General features: G+C 62.4%; 17 protein-coding genes. 5 read left to right on the top strand and 12 right to left on the bottom strand.

The window, feature by feature from the left end:
- Positions 1-99 precede the first annotated feature (99 nt).
- The 3 genes from ACFPAH_RS01145 to ACFPAH_RS01135 form a co-directional block, all read right to left on the bottom strand.
- Positions 100-1,905: an AAA family ATPase gene (locus ACFPAH_RS01145; protein ID WP_379739356.1), complete on the bottom strand. Its 1,806-nt coding sequence runs from the start codon at positions 1,903-1,905 to the stop codon at positions 100-102.
- Positions 1,906-1,984: 79 nt separating this feature from the next.
- Complete coding sequence (locus tag ACFPAH_RS01140) at positions 1,985-2,926, bottom strand: GlxA family transcriptional regulator (RefSeq protein ID WP_379739354.1); 942 nt, start codon at positions 2,924-2,926, stop codon at positions 1,985-1,987.
- 21 nt (positions 2,927-2,947) lie between these two features.
- On the bottom strand, positions 2,948-3,850 hold the full coding sequence (locus ACFPAH_RS01135) for a DMT family transporter (protein ID WP_379739352.1): 903 nt from the start codon (positions 3,848-3,850) through the stop codon (positions 2,948-2,950).
- 120 nt (positions 3,851-3,970) lie between these two features.
- On the opposite strand from ACFPAH_RS01135, the gene ACFPAH_RS01130 reads away from it, so the two are divergent.
- The 4 genes from ACFPAH_RS01130 (at position 3,971) to ACFPAH_RS01115 (ending at position 7,105) form a co-directional block, all read left to right on the top strand.
- Complete coding sequence (locus tag ACFPAH_RS01130; protein WP_379739350.1) at positions 3,971-4,441, top strand: MarR family winged helix-turn-helix transcriptional regulator; 471 nt, start codon at positions 3,971-3,973, stop codon at positions 4,439-4,441.
- A complete protein-coding gene (locus ACFPAH_RS01125) occupies positions 4,438-4,719 on the top strand; it encodes a hypothetical protein (protein WP_379739347.1) in 282 nt (93 codons plus the stop codon). The genes ACFPAH_RS01130 and ACFPAH_RS01125 overlap by 4 nt, the downstream gene beginning before the upstream one ends.
- Before the next feature lie 72 nt (positions 4,720-4,791).
- On the top strand, positions 4,792-5,625 hold the full coding sequence (locus ACFPAH_RS01120) for an HDOD domain-containing protein (RefSeq protein ID WP_379739344.1): 834 nt from the start codon (positions 4,792-4,794) through the stop codon (positions 5,623-5,625).
- A 595-nt stretch (positions 5,626-6,220) separates the two neighbouring features.
- Positions 6,221-7,105 carry a hypothetical protein gene (locus tag ACFPAH_RS01115; protein WP_379739341.1) on the top strand — a complete coding sequence of 295 codons (885 nt, stop codon included), beginning with the start codon at positions 6,221-6,223 and terminating at the stop codon, positions 7,103-7,105.
- Between the two features lie 462 nt (positions 7,106-7,567).
- Here the strand turns inward: ACFPAH_RS01115 and secF are convergent, their stop codons facing one another.
- The 5 genes from secF to queA form a co-directional block, all read right to left on the bottom strand.
- Positions 7,568-8,587, bottom strand: coding sequence for a protein translocase subunit SecF (gene secF, locus ACFPAH_RS01110; RefSeq protein ID WP_379739338.1), 1,020 nt, complete (start codon positions 8,585-8,587; stop codon positions 7,568-7,570).
- 16 nt (positions 8,588-8,603) lie between these two features.
- Positions 8,604-10,481: a protein translocase subunit SecD gene (secD, locus tag ACFPAH_RS01105; RefSeq protein ID WP_379739336.1), complete on the bottom strand. Its 1,878-nt coding sequence runs from the start codon at positions 10,479-10,481 to the stop codon at positions 8,604-8,606.
- Positions 10,482-10,538: 57 nt separating this feature from the next.
- Positions 10,539-10,871, bottom strand: coding sequence for a preprotein translocase subunit YajC (gene yajC, locus ACFPAH_RS01100; RefSeq protein WP_379739333.1), 333 nt, complete (start codon positions 10,869-10,871; stop codon positions 10,539-10,541).
- Between the two features lie 242 nt (positions 10,872-11,113).
- Positions 11,114-12,253, bottom strand: a complete 1,140-nt coding sequence (gene tgt / locus ACFPAH_RS01095) for a tRNA guanosine(34) transglycosylase Tgt (protein WP_379739331.1) — start codon at positions 12,251-12,253, stop codon at positions 11,114-11,116.
- Positions 12,254-12,272: 19 nt separating this feature from the next.
- Positions 12,273-13,295: a tRNA preQ1(34) S-adenosylmethionine ribosyltransferase-isomerase QueA gene (queA, locus tag ACFPAH_RS01090; RefSeq protein WP_379739328.1), complete on the bottom strand. Its 1,023-nt coding sequence runs from the start codon at positions 13,293-13,295 to the stop codon at positions 12,273-12,275.
- Between the two features lie 105 nt (positions 13,296-13,400).
- On the opposite strand from queA, the gene recG reads away from it, so the two are divergent.
- Positions 13,401-15,461 (top strand): ATP-dependent DNA helicase RecG, encoded by a 2,061-nt coding sequence (gene recG / locus ACFPAH_RS01085; RefSeq protein WP_379739326.1) that lies wholly within the window; start codon positions 13,401-13,403, stop codon positions 15,459-15,461.
- Positions 15,462-15,563: 102 nt separating this feature from the next.
- On the opposite strand, the gene ACFPAH_RS01080 is transcribed toward recG, so the two are convergent.
- From ACFPAH_RS01080 to ACFPAH_RS01065, 4 genes are all read right to left on the bottom strand, one after another.
- Complete coding sequence (locus ACFPAH_RS01080; protein WP_379739323.1) at positions 15,564-15,932, bottom strand: glyoxalase superfamily protein; 369 nt, start codon at positions 15,930-15,932, stop codon at positions 15,564-15,566.
- Positions 15,933-15,934: 2 nt separating this feature from the next.
- Entirely contained in the window at positions 15,935-16,285 is a 351-nt protein-coding gene (locus ACFPAH_RS01075) for a hypothetical protein (protein WP_379739320.1), read from the bottom strand.
- Positions 16,286-16,383: 98 nt separating this feature from the next.
- Positions 16,384-17,373, bottom strand: a complete 990-nt coding sequence (locus ACFPAH_RS01070) for a Gfo/Idh/MocA family protein (protein ID WP_379739318.1) — start codon at positions 17,371-17,373, stop codon at positions 16,384-16,386.
- A gap of 8 nt (positions 17,374-17,381) precedes the next feature.
- Positions 17,382-18,200 carry a DUF3025 domain-containing protein gene (locus ACFPAH_RS01065; protein WP_379739316.1) on the bottom strand — a complete coding sequence of 273 codons (819 nt, stop codon included), beginning with the start codon at positions 18,198-18,200 and terminating at the stop codon, positions 17,382-17,384.

Genomic DNA, 18,200 nt, shown 5'->3' with positions numbered 1-18,200 from the left:
CCACAGAGTTGCAGCTTTTAGCTGCCCCCTTTCTACATGCAGTGATAACCGGAGACTTAACTCCTCTTAAAAACCGTCCTACCGGTTTGTTGACGAACTTCAGGGACCAAGTACCTTCTTGAATGTTTCCGCCACATCAACAGGAAGAAATTGAGGGAACTCCCCAACGACCTGGAGGACACCAAGTTTAAGCGCAGAGTCACCTTGACCTTTTGAGATGGAATTTAATTCTACGAATGCAGACCTAACCTTGGCTTCATATTCATGGCCTTGAAGTAGCAGTATAGATTTAGGGTAATTAATGGCAAATCCATTTTCTAGACTAACTTTTAAGATTTCGTCAGAAGGTGCCCCGAGCAGGCTTACGAAATTGTCAATTATCGTTTGGCACTCCAACTGGGATAGATTACCCGCATCTGTATAAGCACCTTTACCGATCACACCGAAGTCATTAAAACCCTTTCTCCCATACCTGATCAGCGTGAGTGCAACAAATAGCGGATCCAGCAGATAATTCTCTATCGCATATCGCGCCCCGTCCCCTAGAACAAAGACCGCATCGGTCGACCTATTGGAGCAGTCAAAGTCGATAACTCCAAAGACCAAATCACTTCCTGAAGCGCGGAGCTTCTCAACAATCGCAATCACATCACTGCAGTTAGAAGTACCGCTATGCGGCTCTAGAAAAACCGGCTCGTATTCGAAGCTATGCCGCCTGCGAAGAATATCATAAAGACGTTGAAAATATTGAACGTCATATCTACTCTCCACAAAAACTTGCCTCCTTTTTTCAAAGGATATTTTCAAGAAACTGATGCCTTCCGTAAGTATCTCAACAGCATATGAATTACTAACTTCTCTTGGCATCTTAGTGTCCCTATCGATCTCATATACTGTGCCTTCTGGTGCCATGGCTACAGTAGAAGGCGAGTGCGTAGTCATTAAGACATTAACACCAGCTTTCTGAACGATAGTTTCCAACAAAGTATCGATGAGAAGTTTGGAGAACTGCGGATGAAGCGGGGCATCAGGCTCGTCAAGCAAAAGCAGATCCGGTTTCGACCCACCTTCGCTTGTGTTGTAAATCGCCAAAGCAAGCGACATCAAAACCTTCTCCCCCGATGAAAGATCATTCACCGATATGTCCACACCTCGCACAGAGTCGATTAAACGTAGCCTATACGGAAGTTCAAAATCGCCAACATCGGGGCTCTGCACTTGATATGGGAGCCCTGCTCTTTTCAGAACATCGTTAATTAACTCCCATGGCGCAGGACCATACTTCGTAATAAACTCGTCCTTACTTAAAACCGGCAGTGCCAAACTTGGATTTTCTGAATTACGAAATTTAGCGAAGTCATTCTTAAGCTGCCGCGTATGATACGCTTTAAATATTAAAGCGCATTGCGAAAAAAATAATTGACTTTGCGTCATATCAACAAAGCTAATATTACTCGCAACGTCGTCTTGAGTTAAATCTTCAAACCGCTTTCCTGACTGCTTGAGAATGCGAGATATTGCTGCATAAAGCGCGGGGTTGGGACCATAATGCGGTATAAGGTATTGCGAAATGATGTCGGCATAAACATTCCCTTGACTCATGAGCTGCCGATAGTTTTGAGAAAAGTTTTGGATTTGCTGCCAGTAACCGTTAATTGTATTAATAATCTGAGCGGAATCGGACTGCTCGTCCACCTGAGGATTGAGCCCATTATATCCGACATAATGCACGACTTTGGCTGGCTCTCCGCAAATAAATACCGCGGCAACACTACCGTTGGCAACTGCCTCTAACAAATGGCTTTTCCCACTCCCGTTTTTTCCAGTAAGAACACAGAAGCTTGGGAGTTCAAAAATCAGACCTTTAGGTATCGACTTGTGTTTGTTATTTATCGTTATCTTCACGAGTAGCTCTTCTGAAATTATTGAATGAAATCTAGAAAACCCGCCACCAGCATTCTAAACTTTACGGCGCCCCTATCACTTACTCAGCCAATCTCCGTTGCCTCTCCTCCCTCGGCGTATTCCCGAACAGCGCCCCGAACGCCGTCGAAAAATGCGAGCCCGACGAAAACCCGCACATCAGCCCGACCTGCACGATCGAATAATTGGTATCGATCAGCAGCTGGCGCGCGCGGTTCAGGCGCAGCTCGAGGTAGTAGCGCGACGGCAAGCTGCCGAGGTACTGCTTGAACAAGCGCTCCAGCTGGCGGCGCGACACCCCGGCCAGCTGGGCGATCTCGTCGGTCGAGAGCGGCTCCTCGATGTTCGCTTCCATCAAGGTCACCGCCTCGGTCAGCTTCGGCTGCAAGGTGCCGAAACGCGCCTGCAGGGCCACGCGCTGGCGCTCGTCGCGGCCGCGCACCCGGTCCACGCACAGCAATTCCTTGACGGGCGCCTGCACGCTGGCGCCGAAAATGACCTCGATCAGGGTCAGCGCGAAATCGACGGAGGCGGCGCCGCCGCAGCAGGTCAGGCGGTTGCCGTCGATCTCGTAGAGGTGGGGCGTAAAAATGGCTTGATCGGCGCGGCTGTCGGCGTCGGCATACAGCGACCACGGGAAGGCGGTGCGCACGCCGTTCAGGGCGCCGGCTTCGGCCAGCCACAGCACGCCGGCGCCGACGCCGCCCCAGAACGGCGCGGCGCGGCAGCGGTCGACCAGGGCGCGGAAGTTCGCCGGCTTCAGGCCGGCGTGCGCCTCGTCGGCGGCCAGCAGGACCAGGTGCCAGTGGCGCTGGGCGTCGCTGGAAAATTTGTCGGGGCTGCGCACGTCCACGTGCAGGCGCTCGGGGCCGACGATTTTCGCGGCCTGGCGGAGCGGCTGCACCAGGCCCGACCAGGTCAGTGCGTCCGGTTCGCCGGCGTTGATCAACAGGACGCGCAGCGGCCGTTCCTGCGCCAGGACGGACAGTTCAGCTTGCGGCATCGGGAAGGGTCGGCAAGGTCATCACTCGGGGGCGAGCGCCGCGGCGGGCCGGCGCTCTGAATTCCATTGACTGACTATCATACCGGAGATCAACAGCAGGCCGCCGAGCCAGCCGCGAGGCGTCAAGGCTTCGCCCAGCCACAGGAAGCCGAAGAAGGCGGCGGCGGCCGGCTCGAAGGCGTAGACCACGGCTGCCTCGTTGGCGCTGGTGCGCGACTGGCCCCAGGTTTGCAGCGAGATGATGGCGGCGGTGGCGATCACGCCGAGGTAGGCGAAATTCCAGGCGTGCTGGCCGATGGCAGTGAGGACGCCGCCGACCCAGGCGCTGCGCGCCGCCGCGTCACCCGGCACTTCGCGCGCCAGCAGCCACAGCGCCGCGCACAGGGCAACGGTGCCGATCTGGCTGGCGGTGACGGTCAACAGGCGCGTGGCGCGGCGGGTGCGCACTTCCATCACTTTCACATAGACGCCGAAGCACAGCGCACTCATCAGGGCGAGCGAATCGCCCAGGCCCCAGGCACCGCCGTCCCAGCAGAGGGCGGCCAAACCCGCCACCGACATCACCAGCGCCAGCACGATGCGGCGCTCGGGCAGGCGTCCGCCGAGCACGCCCAGCAGGGGCACGACCAGCACGTTCAGGCCGCAGATGAAGGCGTTGCGGTTCGAGCTGGTCAGGGCCAGGCCCTCGACCTGGAACACGAAGCAGAAAAACAACAGCCCGCCGAGGATGGCGCCGGAACGCATGTCGTCCAGTTTGCCGCGCCACAGGAAGGGAGCCAGGATCAATGCTGCGAGGGCAAAGCGGACGAGGATGATCCAGACTGCCGAGAAGTGGCCCGTTAAATCCTTCATGGCCGGGAAGGTCGTGCCCCACACGAGCGTGACAAGCAAGAGCGCGAGAATGCCGTGGAGGTGACGGGTCATATAGTGCAATGCGGCATGGCTGATCGGAAAAGCGGCTATGGTACGCGCCTCTGCAGTGAAAAGCGAACTGCGGGCGAATGTGAGGGGATAAAGGGCCGCGCGCGGCTATAATCGCCAGTCATGGGGGAACGATATTTAAAGAGCGTCCGCTTGCTGGCCGAATGCCTGCAAGGCTTCGAGCGGTATTCGGGCGAATCGGTGCGGCAATATGGCCTGACGCATGCGCAGTTCGACATCATTGCCACACTCGGCAATACGCCGGGCATGAGCTACAAGGAACTCGGCGAGCGCACCCTGATCACGAAGGGGACGCTCACCGGCGTCATCGAGCGTCTCGAACAGAAGGGCCTGGTTGTGCGCGAGCGCAACAGCGACGACCGGCGCTCGTTCCAGGTCAGCCTGACCAGGGAAGGCGCGGCCGTGTTCCGCGAGGTGTTCCCGAAGGTGATCGCCCACGGCAAGCAACTGTTTGCGGGGTTTAGCGATGCCGAGTTCGACGAAATGGATGGCGCGCTGCTCAAGCTGCGCGAGCGCATCAGCCAGGCCGGACGCCCGGTCCCGTTATCACTACAACAAAAGGAAGAATCTTGAAAACTACCCTGCTCGAGGGCAAAAAGCCCGCCCATTTCGACAAGCACATCATCGGTAACATCCTGCTCGACGTGGCGCCGGAGGACGAAGTGCGCCAGGAAAAGATGCTGATCGGCGTGCGCAACGAGGCCGGCGAAATCTATCGCCTCATCGGTGCCACCAAGGTGAACAGCTTCATGAATGCCGTCGAGGAACTCATCGACCTCGGCCTGGTCGACGAGCTGCAAGAAACCGAAGAGCCGAAGGACGGCTACGACGCCATCTTCAGCGAAGAGTAATCGGCGTTGTAAAAGTGCCCTGGAGAAAAGTTTATCTGGGGCACGTCTGTACCTTCCGAGTATAATTTTTCGATGGACAGACTTGACGCCCTCAAGAGTATCGCAGCCCAGGCCATCCGCGGCGAGCTCAGTTTCCCGACGAATGTCGAGGCCACCCTCAGGCTGCAGCAAGCCCTGAACGATCCCGAATGCCACGCCGACGCCGCCGCGCGCCTGGTGCAGGCCGAACCGCTGCTGGCGGCGCGTGCCGTGGCGATCGCCAATTCCGTTACCTACAACCGCTCCGGCAACGACGTCACCAATGTGCGCGCGGCCGTGCAGCGCGTCGGTTTCCGCACGCTCGGGGCGCTGGCGGCGAGCGTCATCGTGCGCCAGCTGAGCAGCGAAATCACCGATCCCAAGCTGCGCGCCCACGCCGACGCCCTGTGGCACCACTCGGCCCACGTGGCGGCGCTGGCGCAGGTGATCGCGCGCCGGGTGTCCTTCGTCGATCCGGAGACGGCGATGTTTGCCGGCATCGTGCACGAGGTGGGCGGCTTCTACCTGCTGTCGCGGGCGCACGAGTACCCAGGGCTGCTCGACGGCGGCGCCGACGAATGGCTCGAGCATGGCGAAGTGGCGATCGGGCGCGGCGTGCTGCTGCGCCTGGGCGTGCCGGCGCCGGTGATGGGCGCGATCGAGGCCATGTGGAACGGCATGCGCGCGCTGCCGCCGGAAACGCTGGGCGACACCCTGCTGCTGGCGAACGACCTGGCGCCGGTGCCCTCGCCGCTGCTCGAGCGCCCCGGGGCGACCACCGCCGCGGCGGCCGCGACCATCGATTTCGCGGTGGGTGACGGCACGCTGGCGCGCATCATGGAAGAGTCGGCGCATGAGGTGCAGAGTTTGACGGCCGCGTTAATGTAACGCAGCGGATCGCTCGCACGGACCGCCAAAAAAAATGCCCGCTCAGGGAGCGGGCAAAGTCCAAAACTAGGGATGTCCTGAAAGAGACAGCTCCACTATAGTTTCCAGTTCCCGCCTACTCTGTGCGCCAATTCACATTTATGTGACATTTTTTTGCCGATCGCTTGTGCCAGCGCAGCGGCAAGGGTGTTAATAAGCAGTTGGCCCAAAACGATAAAAATCAAATACTTGGCGGGTCTTCAAGAGTTCGGGTGCGAAGTTCCCTCGATGTGCCTATGCAGCGACTAAGAAGTTGCCTCTAGCCCTCGTAACCATCGTGGGGTTAATTGCACCGTCATCACAGCTTCGATTTCGACAGTGTGGCCGAAGTCAGCTATGCTTGAGAAAAAAACAAGGCTCTATCACAAATCTGTCTTGGTGGTGGGGCTAAATCGTGCGGGAAGCCGCGTCGCGCCTAACTTTCACCATGGCGAGCGCAAGCGTGGTTTTCAGAAACCGTGGGTGCCCGCACGATTTTGTGACCGAGCCTTTCGGAACCTATACTTCGTATGTCGACTCAATTTCGAACCACCGCGTGTCTCGTCGGGGGCACGCGATGAAAGGCCTTTACGTGCACCCGAGGGCAGGCGCGGTGGGCCATGTACTCAATCTGTTAGTCAATTCGCGGCGGCTGGCCGCGTGTCGGCGCGCGGTGCTGTCTCACTTGCCATTCGCAGTGCTCGAAAGTGACGTCACCGATGTCATCTATGCCACTTGGATGGTTGACGTGCGTAAGGCAGCTACCTTTGCACCCGCCGGTGCACAGCTGTGGCAATGCCAGGGCAAGACCCCCTTTACTATCCTCTGCTATCGCCACGGCCATTTCGGCCCACGTTTTGCCGGGCCGCTACGCCGCGTGTTTCCCTCGCCTTTGCAAAGCAATTGGCGGCTGTATCTTGAACAACCGATGCCTGCTGCGCCTCAGTTGGCGACGGTGGCGTTCGTGCAGAACGTTTTTAGCAGCGCAGTTTACGCCGCGAGCACGCGGCTGTTCAGCGATGCCCTTCCATCCCACTTGGCCGCATGCTTCGAGCTGGTGGTTGACGCGCAAACTGCGTGCGTCCGCATTGACCCCGGGTTAGGCAGCGCTCCGCAGCTCGCGATGACGCTCAAGAGAGGCTGCGAGCCCGAACTTCCACCTGCGTTCCGAGGCATGTTCAAGTCCTGGGGCGAAGCGGTTGAGCGCCTGGCATCACAGGAAGCAGCAGTCGTCGAGGTTGTGAGCGCAGGGGCAGTAGCACTGGCTACCATCAGCCTGCCCGTCGCCGTTGAGCGCATCGAACCACTTCAGCTCGATACACGCGCGCTACGCTGCCCGATGCTCGATAAGATGGGAGCTTCTTCTGAAGCTTTCGGCTTCCTGTTACCGAAGGTGCGCTTCTCGGCACTGTCGGAAGCGCTGCTTCCCGCACAGCGCGGTGACATAGGCTTACTTTACTAGCACAAGCTTGTGACAGAGCCAAAACAAAGACGAGAGTAACGTGACCGAACTGCACTGCCCGCTGGACACAAACCTTAGTCAGTAGCGCAACGAAAAGTCGCAAGCCCGGCCGCCGGTCAGCTTAGGCCGTCCAATTCCTTGCCGCGATGCGGTAAAGTGCGACCTAATCCCTTTGGTTCTGAAGGAAATGGACCACCTGCTTATTCACACCCAGCGGCAAAAAAAAACCCGCTCCAATGGGAGCGGGTGAAGTCCAAAACTAGGGATGTCCTGAAAGAGACAGTTCCACTATAAGGTTCCGTAAGCGGGCTGCTCTGTGCGTGAACTCACACAAGCCCGGCAAATGTCACATTTCGTGCAAATCGCTGTAAAAATCGTGGCGCGGAATGAAAAACGCCGCCCGGGCCAAGGCCGGGGCGGCGTTTTTTATGCAGCGCGCATGAGGGCGCGCCGCTGGGCGATTCAGACGACGGCGCCGTCGGTCTCGTCCTTTTCCTTGACCGGCTTGATCAGGTCTTCGCGCTTGACGCCGAACCACATCGCCAGCGCCGCGGCCACGAACACCGACGAATAGATACCGAAGCAGATACCGATCGTCAGGGCCATCGCAAAATAATGCAGCGACGGGCCGCCGAAGAACAGCATCGACAGCACCATCATCTGGGTCGACGCGTGGGTGATGATCGTGCGCGAAATGGTGCCGGTAATGCCGTGGTTGATGACTTCGACGACGCTCATCTTGCGCTGCTTGCGGAAGGTTTCGCGGATCCGGTCGAAGACGACGACCGATTCGTTGACCGAGTAGCCGAGCACGGCCAGGATCGCCGCCAGCACCGTCAGCGAGAATTCCCACTGGAAGAAGGCGAAGAAGCCGAGAATGATGACGACGTCGTGCAGGTTGGCCAGGATCGCGGCGACGGCGAATTTCCATTCGAAACGGATCGCCAGGTAGACCACGACACCGATCACGACCATGATCAGCGCGTTCAGGCCGTCATGCGCCAGTTCGTCGCCGACCTGCGGGCCGACGAAGTCGACGCGCTGCAAGGTCACCAGCTCGGCGCCGGCCGGGTTGGCGCAGGTGGTGCGCGCCACTTGCTGGCCCTTTTCAAGCACCGAGATCTGCTTCGGCGCGCCGCCTTCCGATGCGCAGATGGCAGCGAAGGCTTCGGACGAGACGGTGGCGCCGGCGGCGGTCTTCACCGGCGGCAGGCGCAGCATGATGTCCTGGGCGGTGCCGAAGCTGGCCACTTCCGGGGCCTCATGGCCGATGCCGCGCAGGGCGCTGCGGATCTTTTCCTGGTCGGCCGCGTGCGGATAGCGCAGCTCCATCACGGTGCCGCCTGTGAACTCGACCGAGAAATTCAGGGGCTTGGTCACCAGGAAGAACACGGCGGCCAGGAAGGTCACGATCGAGATCACGTTGAAGATCAACGCGTGACGCATGAACGGGATGTCCCGTTTGATTTTGAAAAATTCCATGACGATTTCCTAGTCGTTATTTCTTTTCAGCTGGCAGGCCTGGCGTCCAGACCGTGCCCACCGACAGCTTCGTGAGTTTCTTGCCGCGGCGGCCGTACCACAGGTTGACCAGGCCGCGCGAGACGAACACCGCCGAGAACACCGAGGTCAGGATGCCGAGCGTGTGCACGACCGCAAAACCGCGCACCGCGCCCGAGCCGAAGATCAGCAGCGCGAGGCCGACGATCAGGGTGGTCACGTTCGAGTCGAAAATCGTGTCCCAGGCATGGCTGAAGCCGAGCGTGATCGCCTGTTGCGGCGTCGCCCCCGCACGCAGTTCCTCGCGGATGCGCTCGTTGATCAGCACGTTCGCGTCGATCGCCATACCGAGCGCCAGCGCAATTGCGGCGATGCCAGGCAGGGTCAGGGTTGCCTGCAGCATCGACAGCAATGCGAGCAGGAACATCACGTTGGCCGCCAGCGCGAGCGCGCTGAAGAAACCGAACATGTGGTAGTACAGCACCATGAAGATGACGATGGCGACGAAGCCCCACAGCGTCGAATGCAGGCCGCGGCTGATGTTCTCGGCGCCCAGCTGCGGGCCGACCACGCGTTCCTCGATGAATTCCATCGGCGCCGACAGCGCGCCCGAGCGCAGCAGCAGGGCCAGCTCATTCGCGTCTTCGATGGAGCCGATGCCGGTGATCTGGAAGGTCGAACCGAGTTCCTGGTTGATGGTCGGGGCGGTCGGCACCGTGTACTTGCCCTTTTCCTTGAGCAGCACCGCCAGGCGCTTGCCGACGTTTTCGCGGGTGGCCAGGCGCATCTTGCGGCCGCCGTCGCCGTTCAGGTCGAGCGAGACGGCCGGCTGCTGGTTCTGGTCGAAGGTGGCGACGGCGCTCGAGATGTAGTCGCCGGTCAGGATGATGTCTTTCGAGACCACGACCGGGGCGCCGCGGCCTTCGGTCATCAGTTCCGAGTTCAGCGGAATGGCGGCCGACAGTTCGGTGCCCGGGGTGATGGTCGGATCGACCATGCGGAATTCCAGGGTGGCGGTACGGCCGATGATGTCTTTCGCACGGGCCACGTCCTGCACGCCCGGCAATTGCACGACGATGCGGTCGGCGCCCTGGCGCTGGATGACCGGCTCGGTCACGCCGAGTTCGTTGATACGCTTGGACAGGGTCGTGATGTTCTGGTTGACGCCCTCTTCCACCGTGCGCTTGAGCGCTTCCGGCTTCAGGGTTGCCAGCAGTTTCAGTTCGGTGCCGTCGGCGGCGTCGGCCAGGGCCAGGTCTTGCACCTGGCTCGAGAGCGTCTGGCGGGCGGCGGCGCGGGTTTCGGCATCGCGGAAGCTGATTTCCACGGTGTTGCCGTTGCGTTCGATGCCGGTGTGGCGGATGTTCTTGTCGCGCAGGATGCTGCGTACGCTGGCCTGCATGCCCTTCATCTTCGTTTCCAGCACGGCGCGGGAATCGACTTGCAGCAGGAAGTGGACGCCGCCGCGCAGGTCGAGGCCGAGGTTCATCGGCAGCGCGCGCAGTTTTTGCATCCAGGCAGGGGTATTCTTGACCAGGTTGACGGTGACGATGTAGTCGGGGTCGGCCTGGTTACGGTTGAGCTGGCGCTCGAGCACGAGCTTGCCCTTGAACTGGGCGTCGGTGGTGTTGAAACGGGCGCGCACGGCCGTCGAGTTACCCGCGCCGTCCAGGGTCACCTGGTTTGCTGGAACACCTTCGCGTTTGAGAACCTCCTCGACTTGCGTCGCGGTATCGCTCGTGATCTTGACCGTCGTTTTGCCGGTAGTGACCTGCAAGGCCGGCGATTCGCCGAAGTAGTTGGGCGCCGTGTACAGCGCGCCCAGCAGGAGCGCGACAGCGATCAGTATGTATTTCCAGACGGGATAGCGATTCATAGTGTTCCAGCGTTCAATGTTGAGCGGCGCGCGGCTTGTTACGGCCGCAGCGCGAGCTTACAGGGACTTGAGCGTGCCCTTCGGCAGCAGCGTCGTCACAGCGTTCTTCTGCACGACCATCTCGGTACCGGTCGCCACTTCCAGCGTGACATAAGCATCGACCACTTTCACGACACGGCCCAGGATACCGCCGGCGGTGACGACTTCGTCGCCCTTGGCCAGCGCCTCCATCATTGCCTTCATTTCCTTCTGGCGCTTCTGCTGGGGACGGATCATGAGGAAATACATGACCACGAACATGATGATCAGCGGGGCGAAGGTCGTCAGACTGCCCATCAGGCCAGGATCGGCGGCGGTGGTGGTTTGCGCGTAAGCGTTGGAAATGAACACAAGGACTCCGATTGTGAGATAAAAAATTAGCGCTGTATTCTAGCACCGGCGAACTGCCAGCGGCCATTCCGCGGTATATGGAATGCGTTTCAGAAATTGCAAGTGGGAAATCAGGCCGGAGAGGCAAGAATCGTAGGGTGTGGCCGGGCCGCGCAGGCTCCCGAGTCCACCGCGCTGGGACGCTGGCATGACGCGTGGACTCGGGAGTCCACCCTACGGAGTCCACCCTACGGAAAACAGCCTCAGACGCCGCGCGTGCGGTCGGCGGCGAACTGCACCCGGAACGCGTTGAAACCGTCGGCATCGATCGCGTCGCGTATTTCCTGCATCAGGTTCAGGTAATAGTGCAGGTTGTGGATCGTGTTCAGGCGCGCACCGAGGATCTCGTTCGAGCGATGCAGGTGGTGCAGGTAGGCGCGCGAAAAATTCTTGCAGCAGTAGCAGGTGCAGGATTCGTCGAGCGGCGCCGTGTCTTCCTTGTAGCGCGCGTTCTTGATCTTGACGTCGCCGAAGCGCGTGAACAGCCAGCCGTTGCGGGCATTGCGGGTCGGCATCACGCAGTCGAACATGTCGACGCCGTTGGCCACGCCCTCGACCAGGTCTTCCGGCGTGCCCACGCCCATCAGGTAGTGCGGCTTGTTTTCCGGCAGGCGCGGGCCGACGTGGGCCAGGATGCGCTTCATGTCTTCCTTCGGCTCGCCGACCGACAGGCCGCCGATGGCCAGGCCCGGGAAGTCGATCTCTTCCAGCCCGGCCAAGGACTCGTCGCGCAGGTGCTCGTACATGCCGCCCTGGACGATGCCGAACAGCGCGTTCGGGTTCTCTCCGCGGTTGAACTCGTTCATCGAGCGCTGGGCCCAGCGCAGCGACATGCGCATCGACTTCGCCGCCTCCTCACTCGTCGCTGCCCTTCCATCGATTTCGTACGGCGTGCATTCGTCGAACTGCATCACCACGTCCGAATTGAGCGCGCGCTGGATCTGCATCGACACTTCCGGCGACAGGAACTTGCGGGAACCGTCGATCGGCGAGGCGAAGGTCACGCCCTCTTCGGTAATCTTGCGCATCGCGCCCAGCGAAAACACCTGGAAGCCGCCCGAGTCGGTCAGGATCGGCTTGTCCCAGCCCATGAACTGGTGCAGGCCGCCGAACTTGTTGAACACCTCGACGCCCGGGCGGAGCCACAGGTGGAAGGTGTTACCCAGGATGATCTGCGAGCCGACTTCCTTCAGCTCGACCGGGTCCATCGCCTTGACGGAACCGTAGGTCCCGACCGGCATGAAGATCGGCGTCTCGATGGTGCCGTGGTTCAGGGTCAATCGGCCGCGGCGCGCGTGCGACAGGCCGCTGGTGTCTTTTTTAAGGAGGGTAAATTCGAGCATCGGTTGATTAGCGTAGGTGTTAGCGAGACCCGGTGGTCAGCAGCATGGCGTCGCCGTAGCTGAAGAAACGGTATTCGTTGGCGATCGCGTGCTGATAAGCCTTGCGGATCTCGGCATAGCCGGCAAAGGCCGACACCAGCATCAGCAAGGTCGACTTCGGCAGGTGGAAATTCGTGATCAGGCGCGTCACGGTCTTGAAGGTGTAGCCGGGCGTGATGAACAGGGCCGTGTCGGCGCTGCCGGCGACCAGCTCGCCCGATTGCGAGGCCGATTCGAGCGCGCGCAAGGAGGTCGTGCCGACCGCGATGACGTCGCGCCCGGCCGCTTTCGCGGCGCGCACCGCGTCCACCGTGTCCTGGCCGATGGTGTACCACTCGGTGTGCATGTTGTGCTGCGAGAGATCCTCGACCCGCACCGGCTGGAAGGTGCCGGCGCCCACGTGCAGCGTGACGTAGGCGAAGTTGACGCCCTTCGCCTTGAGTTTGTCGAGCAGCGGCTGATCGAAATGCAGCCCGGCGGTCGGCGCGGCGACCGCGCCCGGCTCCTTCGAGTACACCGTCTGGTAGCGCTGCTCGTCGAATTCGTCGGCGCTGTGCTCGATGTAGGGCGGCAGCGGCAGGCGGCCGTGGGCCTCGATCAGCTCGAACACGTCGCCCTCGAAATGCAAGGTAAAGAATTCGCCGGCGCGCTCGCCGGTGGTGACCTCGAAGGCATCGGCCAGGCGAATGCGGTTGCCGGGCTTCGGCGACTTCGAGGCGCGCACCTGCGCCAGCACCGTGCGGTTGTCCAGCACGCGCTCGACCAGCACCTCGACCTGGCCGCCGGAGGCCTTGACGCCGAAGAAGCGGGCCTTCAGGACGCGCGTGTTGTTCATCACCAGCAGGTCGCCCGGCGCGAGCTCGTCGACGATGTCGGCGAAATGGCGATCAAGGATCTGCTCGCCGTTGAGCTGCAGCAGGCGCGAGGCGCTGCGGTCCGGCAGGGGCAATTGCGCGATGCGCTCGGGCGGCAGGTCGAAATCGAAATCGGAAAGCGAGTACATTCTGTTCAATTCTGGGAAAATGGGTGCTGGCAGCCTTACAATATGGCCCCAAGTATGTGCGGCGAACCCTCTATTTTACGTTACCCCGCGCCGGAATGCCGCGATATGCCTGCCCCAAAGACTCCTCCCGCCCCGAAAACGACACAATCCCGGCTCGCCAAGCTCGGCCTGCACAGCGACATGGACCTGGTCCTGCACCTGCCGATGCGCTACGAGGACGAAACGAAGATCGTGTCGATCCGCGAGGCCTGCCTGCGCGGCGGCCACGTGTCGCAGGTCGAGGGCGTCGTCACCAAAAACGAGATCAGCCTGAAACCGCGGCGCCAGTTGCTGGTGACGATTGCCGACGACAGCGGCGAGCTGCTGCTGCGCTTCATGCATTTCTACGGCAGCCAGGTCAAGCAGCTGGCCGAAGGGGTGCGCGTGCGCGCCCGCACCGAAATCAAGCACGGCTTCTTCGGGGCCGAGATGGTGCACCCGGCCTATAAGGTGGTCAACGAGCACGCGCCGCTGCCGACCTCGCTCACGCCGGTGTATCCGTCCGGCGAGGGCTTGTCGCAGCCGATCCTGCGCCGCGCGATCGCCGAAGCGATGCGCCGCGTGAGCTGGGTCGACACCGTGCCGCCCGGCGTGCGCCGCCACTTCGGCCTGGTCGACTTCGAGCCCGCCGTGAAGCTGCTGCACAACCCGCCGGTCGACGTCGACGAATACGCGTTGATGGACAAGTCGCACCCGGCCTGGACGCGCGTCAAGTTCGACGAGCTGCTGGCGCAGCAGCTGTCGCTGAAGCGGGCCCAGCGCGCCCGCCGCGACAAGGGCGCGCCCCATTTGCGCGCCATCGGCGACCTGTCGGAAGGTTTTTTGCGCGCCCTGCCCTTCACCCTGACGGGCGCCCAGGCGCGCGTGGTGCAGGAGATCCGCGCCGACCTGCGCGAGGGCTACCCGATGCAGCGCCTGCTGCAGGGCGACGTCGGCAGCGGCAAGACGGTGGTCGCGGCGCTGGCTGCCGCCCAGGCCATCGACAGCGGCTACCAGGCCGCGCTGATGGCGCCGACCGAGATCCTGGCAGAACAGCATTTCCGCAAGATCGCCGCCTGGATGGAGCCGCTCGGCGTGAAAGTCGCCTGGCTCACGGGCAGCCTCAAGAAGAAGGACAAGACGGCCGCCGTCGAGATGGTCGAATCGGGCGAGGCGCGCCTCGTGATCGGCACCCACGCGCTGATCCAGGACACGGTGCAGTTCGCGAAACTGGGCCTGGTGATCGTCGACGAGCAGCACCGTTTCGGCGTCGGCCAGCGCCTCACCCTGCGCAACAAGGGCAGCGACGGCCTGGTGCCGCACCAATTGATGATGTCGGCCACGCCGATCCCGCGCACCCTGGCCATGACGTATTACGCCGACCTGGAAGTGTCGGTGATCGACGAGCTGCCGCCGGGGCGCAGCCCGATCGTCACCCGCGCGATCGACCAGAACCGCAGGGACGAGGTCATCGAACGCGTGCACGCGGCCGCGCTCGAGGGCCGGCAGGTGTACTGGGTCTGTCCGCTGATCGAGGAGTCGGAGGCCCTGCAGCTGCAGACGGCGACCGAAACCTACGAGACCCTGGCCGAGGCGCTGCCCGATTTGCAGGTCGGGCTGGTGCACGGGCGCATGAAGCCGGCCGAGAAACAGGAAGTGATGGATGCGTTCTCGAACGGCCAGGTGCACGTGCTGGTGGCGACCACCGTCATCGAAGTCGGCGTCGACGTGCCGAACGCCTCGCTGATGGTGATCGAGCACGCCGAGCGGTTCGGCTTGTCGCAGCTGCACCAGCTGCGCGGACGCGTCGGGCGCGGCTCGGCGGCGAGCGTCTGCCTGCTGCTGTATCAAAGCCCGCTGGGCCAGGTAGCCAAGCAGCGCCTGATGACGATGCGCGAAACGACCGACGGTTTCGAGATCGCGCGGCGCGACCTGGAAATCCGCGGTCCGGGCGAATTCTTGGGCGCGCGCCAGTCGGGACAGGCGATGCTGCGCTTTGCCGACCTGGAGACCGACCAGTGGCTGGTGGAGCACGCGCGCGACGTCGCCGCCAGTTTGCTCGAGCGCGAGACCGAGCAGAGCATTGCGATTGTCGATGCGCACCTGGCGCGCTGGCTCGGCGGGCGGGAAGAGTTCCTGAAGGTGTGAGGTAGGGTGGACGGCTTCGCCGTCCACGCGTTCAACAGACACGCGCACTCCGCTCCGCGTATCGAAAGATCAAACGCCGCTTGAACGGGTCAATCCTGACCGTCAGCCAGCGATCGCACCGGTAAACGTCAGCCGGTTCCCGAACGGGTCCTTCACCGTCATCTCGCGCGTATCCCAGGGCGTGTCCTCGACCTGCGGCCGCGCATAGCCATACTGCTTGCCCGCCAGCTCGGCGCAATAGGCGTCGATGTCGTCGCAGGCGATGCGCAGCGCCGCGCCGGGGCAGCAGTCGCCATGGTGCTCGCTCAGGTGCAGCACGCAGCCGTCGCGCGCCACCTGCAGGTAAAGGGGCAGGTCCGGCTCGTAGCGGTGCTCCCAGTCGACCCGGAAGCCGAGGAAGTCCAGATAAAACTCTCGTGCCTTGGCGGCGTCGAAGATGCGCAGGATAGGGGTGACGCTGGAGAGCTGCATCGCTACCTCCGCTCGGTGCAGTCGACCCGGGTCAGCTCGACGCCATCGACCGTCATCTTCCACTTGTCGCCCACGCGATGCGGCGGCTTGCTGACGACAAAGGTCGAACGCACGACGCTGACGCCGGCATCGAAGTTGTCGCCATTAAAACCCTTGAGCTCGATGTCCAGGTTGATGTTCTTGCCCGGCTGGTCGCGCTTGTACGCGACCTTGCCTTCTTTCGACAGCTTCAGGCGCATGTCCTTGCCCTGCCAGTCGCCGACATAGTGCATTTTATCGGCAGGGACGGGATCGGCGTAGGCTGCCAGCGGCAGCAGGCAGGCGGCAAGGATGGCGGTGCGCAGGATAGGCATGAAAACTCCGGAAGGGTCGGGAAGCGGAACAGCGAAGCGAGTATTCGCCTGTCGGGTTCCCTTGTCAACATGCATACCCCGCACCTGCGGCGCGGGGGCTACGGCCGGTCGGCCGCGTAGACCAGCCCGATCTGGCGCCGGATCTCGTCCATCACGCCCATCAGCGCCAGCGTCTCGTCGTGCGGCATGCCCGGGCTTTCGAGCAGCCCGGCGCGCCAGCAGCGCTGGGCCTCGAGCACTTCGTGCACATAGCCGTTGCCGAGGTAGGGCGTGTCGATGGTGCGCGTGCTGCCGTCGTCCAGCGCCACCGTCACCGAGCGGGCGCGGTGGAACATCGTGTTCATGCGTACATGGCCGCGCGTGCCCGACAGCGTCAATTCTCCCGGTGTGCGCGCCAGGAAGGAGCAGCTGCACACCGACATGCCACCGCCTGCATGTTTCAGGATAAAACCCGTCTGCACGTCGACTCCGGTCGAGCCCAGCTGCGCCTGCGCCCTGACCTCGCGCACGGGGCCGAGCAGCGCGGCGGCGATCGACAGCGGATAAATCCCGAGGTCGAGCAGCGCGCCGCCGCCGAGCGCCGGGTTGTACACGCGGTGCTCGGGACCGAAGTTGGCGGTAAAGCCGAAGTCGGCCACGACCTGGCTCACCTCGCCGATCTCGCCGGAGGCGGCGATGCGCCTGACCTCGGCCAGCGCCGGCAGGAAGCGGGTCCACATCGCCTCCATCAGGAACAGCCCCCGGGAACGGGCCAGTGCGACGACCTGCTCGGCTTCGCGGCGGTTCACCGTAAAGGCTTTCTCGACCAGCGCGCCCTTCCCTGCCCCGAGGGCCAGCAGCGCGTTGGCGGCATGCTGCGGATGGGGCGTGGCCACGTACACCAGGTCGATGTCGGGCGCCGCCGCCAGGTCTTCATAGCTGCCGTAGGCTGCCGTGGCGCCGAACTCGGTGGCGAAGGCGTCGGCCTTGTCGCGGCTGCGCGAGGCGACGCCGGCCAGCACCGCATCCGGCACGTCGCGCAAGGCCTCGGCAAACGCCCGCGCAATCTTGCCCGTGCCGAGGATGCCCCAGCGAACCTGGCCGGCCATGTGCGCCGTCATGGATTGCGTTTAGGACGAAACACGGTCGCGTCCAGGTAAAAATCGCGGTCCTGGCCCGGCCACCAGCCGGGCACGCCGAGCACCGGCAGCGGCGTGAAGCCGGCGCTGGTCAAGCCTTCGCCGCGCAGCGTCGCGGCGACGCTGGCGTCGATCCAGCCGCGCTGCGCATCCGGGGCCAGCGCGAAATACTCGTCGTCCACGAACACGACGCGGGTGTGGGCGGTGATGGCCTTGCGCGGCGCGACCAGCTTTTCCATCAGCGCGTGGCCGAACAGCCAGAGCTGGGCGTGCGGCCCGCACAGCGCGCGCTTTTCGAACAGCGCCCGCTTTTCAAATAGTGCCCCTTCCCAGCAGTGCGCGCGCAATTCGTCGACCAGCGCGCGTCCCTCGGTCGAGGCGCGCACCACCAGCAGCGCGGCGTTTTCGTCGAAGATGGTGGCGGCGTCGCGCGCCGGCCCGCGCGATTTGCCGACGCCGCCGGCGGCGGCAATCTGCGCCGCCTGCAGCGCGTTGAGTTCGCGCTTGATCAGGGGGAAGGTTTGCCAGACCAGGCCATTGAAGAAGTCGTGCAGGTTGTCGCGTGTCGGCACGTTGCCGGTGGCGCTGATGAATTCCTCATACGCCGTTCCCTCGGGCAGCGACTCCTGCGGCACGAAGGCGAGCGGCAGGCCGCGGTGGTTGCGCAGGGCAAGGCGCGCGGCGTTGCGGTTGAAGGCGGCCGCGAAGTCCTCGCCGTCGAGCGCCAGGGCCTCGTACGCCGGCCGCACCGCGTCGTACCACGGCCGCGACCAATCGAGTTGCGCAATCTGCGCCAT

The sequence above is a fragment of the Massilia sp. GCM10023247 genome, from assembly GCF_042653325.1.
In the GTDB taxonomy this organism is placed as follows: Bacteria; Pseudomonadota; Gammaproteobacteria; order Burkholderiales; family Burkholderiaceae_D; genus Telluria.
This window is presented reverse-complemented; position numbering and strand designations above follow the sequence as displayed.

Bases quoted from the DNA above. Each gene is read 5' to 3' on its own strand.
- ACFPAH_RS01140 (WP_379739354.1), bottom strand. From the start codon at position 2,926: ATGCCGCAAGCTGAACTGTCCGTCCTGGCGCAGGAACGGCCGCTGCGC.
- ACFPAH_RS01135 (WP_379739352.1), bottom strand. From the start codon at position 3,850: ATGACCCGTCACCTCCACGGCATTCTCGCGCTCTTGCTTGTCACGCTC.
- ACFPAH_RS01130 (WP_379739350.1), top strand. From the start codon at position 3,971: ATGGGGGAACGATATTTAAAGAGCGTCCGCTTGCTGGCCGAATGCCTG.
- ACFPAH_RS01120 (WP_379739344.1), top strand. From the start codon at position 4,792: ATGGACAGACTTGACGCCCTCAAGAGTATCGCAGCCCAGGCCATCCGC.
- ACFPAH_RS01115 (WP_379739341.1), top strand. From the start codon at position 6,221: ATGAAAGGCCTTTACGTGCACCCGAGGGCAGGCGCGGTGGGCCATGTA.
- secF (WP_379739338.1), bottom strand. From the start codon at position 8,587: ATGGAATTTTTCAAAATCAAACGGGACATCCCGTTCATGCGTCACGCG.
- secD (WP_379739336.1), bottom strand. From the start codon at position 10,481: ATGAATCGCTATCCCGTCTGGAAATACATACTGATCGCTGTCGCGCTC.
- tgt (WP_379739331.1), bottom strand. From the start codon at position 12,253: ATGCTCGAATTTACCCTCCTTAAAAAAGACACCAGCGGCCTGTCGCAC.
- queA (WP_379739328.1), bottom strand. From the start codon at position 13,295: ATGTACTCGCTTTCCGATTTCGATTTCGACCTGCCGCCCGAGCGCATC.
- recG (WP_379739326.1), top strand. From the start codon at position 13,401: ATGCCTGCCCCAAAGACTCCTCCCGCCCCGAAAACGACACAATCCCGG.
- ACFPAH_RS01080 (WP_379739323.1), bottom strand. From the start codon at position 15,932: ATGCAGCTCTCCAGCGTCACCCCTATCCTGCGCATCTTCGACGCCGCC.
- ACFPAH_RS01075 (WP_379739320.1), bottom strand. From the start codon at position 16,285: ATGCCTATCCTGCGCACCGCCATCCTTGCCGCCTGCCTGCTGCCGCTG.
- ACFPAH_RS01070 (WP_379739318.1), bottom strand. From the start codon at position 17,373: ATGGCCGGCCAGGTTCGCTGGGGCATCCTCGGCACGGGCAAGATTGCG.
- ACFPAH_RS01065 (WP_379739316.1), bottom strand. From the start codon at position 18,200: ATGGCGCAGATTGCGCAACTCGATTGGTCGCGGCCGTGGTACGACGCG.